Consider the following 2,010-nt stretch of genomic DNA (forward strand, 5'->3'; position numbering starts at 1 on the left):
CGGGCAGCGTCTTCCACAACACCGTGCTGCCGGCCCGCGCGAAGCCGAGGATCACCATCAGGCTGGTCGCCAGCAGCACGCCCCAGACGATCGGCGCGCCCTGCGCCGAGCCGGACGCCTCCAGCACCAGGAGCTTGCCCAGGAAGCCGGACAGCGGCGGCAGCCCGGCGACCGCGATCGCCGCGACGAAGAACAACGCCGCGACCGGCGCACCCGAGACCATCGCCGCGGTCGGCACGATGCGGTCGGCCGCCCGCCCGCGCCGCCGCGCCAAGATGTCGATCAGCAGGAACAGCGCGGCGCCGGACAACGTGCTGTGCACCAGGTAGTAGAGGCCGGCCGCGGTGCCGCCGCGATCGAACAGGCCGAGCGCCGCGAGCAGCGTGCCCATCGACCACACCACCGCGAAGCAGGCGAGCGTCAGCAGGCTGCGGCTCGCCAGCACGCCGCTCGCGCCGACCACCAGGGTCGCCAGGGCGGCCGGCAGCACGAAGGGCGCGGCGACCTCGGCGAGCGCGCCGGCATCGGCGCCGAACACCAGCACGTAGACGCGCAGGATCGAATAGGCGCCGACCTTGGTCATCATCATGAACAGCGCCGCCACCGGCCCGGGCGCGGCCGCATAGGCGCCGGGCAGCCACCAGTGCAGCGGCACCAGGGCGGCTTTCAGGCCGAACACCACCAGCAGCAGCAGCGCGCCGGTGCGCAGCAGCGCCACGTCGCCGGGCGCCACGGCGGCGACCTTGGCGGCCAGATCGGCCATGTTGAGCGTGCCGGTCACGGCGTAGATCAGGCCGACCGCGAACAGGAACAGGGTCGAGCCGATCAGGTTGATGGCGACGTAATTGAGCCCCGCCGTCAGCCGCCGCGCGCCGCCGCCGTGCAGGATCAGCCCGTAGGAGGCGATCAGCATGACCTCGAAGAAGACGAACAGGTTGAACACGTCGCCGGTCAGGAAGGCGCCGTTCAGGCCCATCAGCTGGAACTGCAGCAGCGGATGGAAATGGCGCCCGCGCGTGTCCCAACCGCCGAGCGAATAGAGCGCGATCGAGAAGCCCAGCAACGCGGTCAGCACCAGCATGACGGCGGACAGGCGGTCGAGCACCAGCACGATGCCGAACGGCGCCGGCCAGTCGCCGAGATAATACGGGGTCACGTCGCCGCCGCGCGCCGCCGCGTAGAGCAGGACCGCGACCGCCAGCAGCGCCGCCGTCGCACCGACCGCGACGATGCGCTGAATGTCGCGCCGGTGCCGAAAGACCAGCAGCATCACGGCCGCCGTGAGCGCCGGCAGCGCTATGGGCAGCACGACCGCGGCCGCGACCGGCGTCATCGCGGGGAGGGGAGTCATCGTTTTTCTCCCCCCCATCCCGTGAGTGCGGCGACGCCGCTGCCCCCCACCCCCGACCCCTCCCCGCCACGCACTCCGTGCGTGGGAGGAGGGGAGCCGCAGCGCCTCGCCTCGCTCCGATCGAGCACGGCGCTCGGTCTCCCCTCCCCCCGCGAGCGAAGCTCGTGGCGGGGAGGGGTCGGGGGTGGGGGGCTCTTCGCCGCGATCGTCACGATCGCCGTCGCCTCGGTTCTCACATCCGGTCTCCCGTCGGATCGGCGGGAACCGGGCGCGGCTCGTCGCGATTGCCATCGACGCGGTCGGTGCCGGTCTCCAGATAGCCGCGCAGCGCCAGCACGACGGCCAGGGCCGTCATGCCGAACGAGATCACGATGGCGGTGAGCACCAGGGCCTGGGGCAGCGGGTCCGTGTAGGCCGTCACGGCCGGATCGACGATCGGCGGCCGGTTCTCGGTGAGGCGGCCCATGGCGAACAGGAACAGGTTCACGGCATAGGAGAGAAACACCGTGCCGATGATCACGGGCCAGCTGTGCAGGCGCAGCACCAGATAGATTCCGACCGCGGTGAGAATGCCGATGGCGGCGGCGACCAGGATCTCCATTCAGTCCTCCTGCCCGAGCGTCCGGGCCGGCGTCGCGGCCACGGCGCTGCGCTCCGGC

The 2,010-nt window shown here is 71.8% G+C and carries 2 protein-coding genes; both read right to left on the reverse strand.

The features are described from left to right. A partial coding sequence (locus CH341_RS30950) for a monovalent cation/H+ antiporter subunit D (protein WP_245431331.1) occupies positions 1-1,351 on the reverse strand: 1,351 nt, incomplete at its 3' end. A gap of 232 nt (positions 1,352-1,583) precedes the next feature. Then, the gene (locus tag CH341_RS30955) at positions 1,584-1,952 is read right to left on the reverse strand and encodes a Na+/H+ antiporter subunit C (protein WP_111423482.1); all 369 of its coding nucleotides are present in this window, start codon (positions 1,950-1,952) and stop codon (positions 1,584-1,586) included. Positions 1,953-2,010: the final 58 nt, after the last annotated feature.

Origin of the sequence: Rhodoplanes roseus (assembly GCF_003258865.1) — a bacterium.
GTDB classification, from domain to species: Bacteria; Pseudomonadota; Alphaproteobacteria; order Rhizobiales; family Xanthobacteraceae; genus Rhodoplanes; species Rhodoplanes roseus.

What these genes read in the sequence shown, in the direction of transcription:
- CH341_RS30955 (WP_111423482.1), bottom strand. Translation starts at nt 1,952, where the DNA reads ATGGAGATCCTGGTCGCCGCCGCCATCGGCATTCTCACCGCGGTCGGA.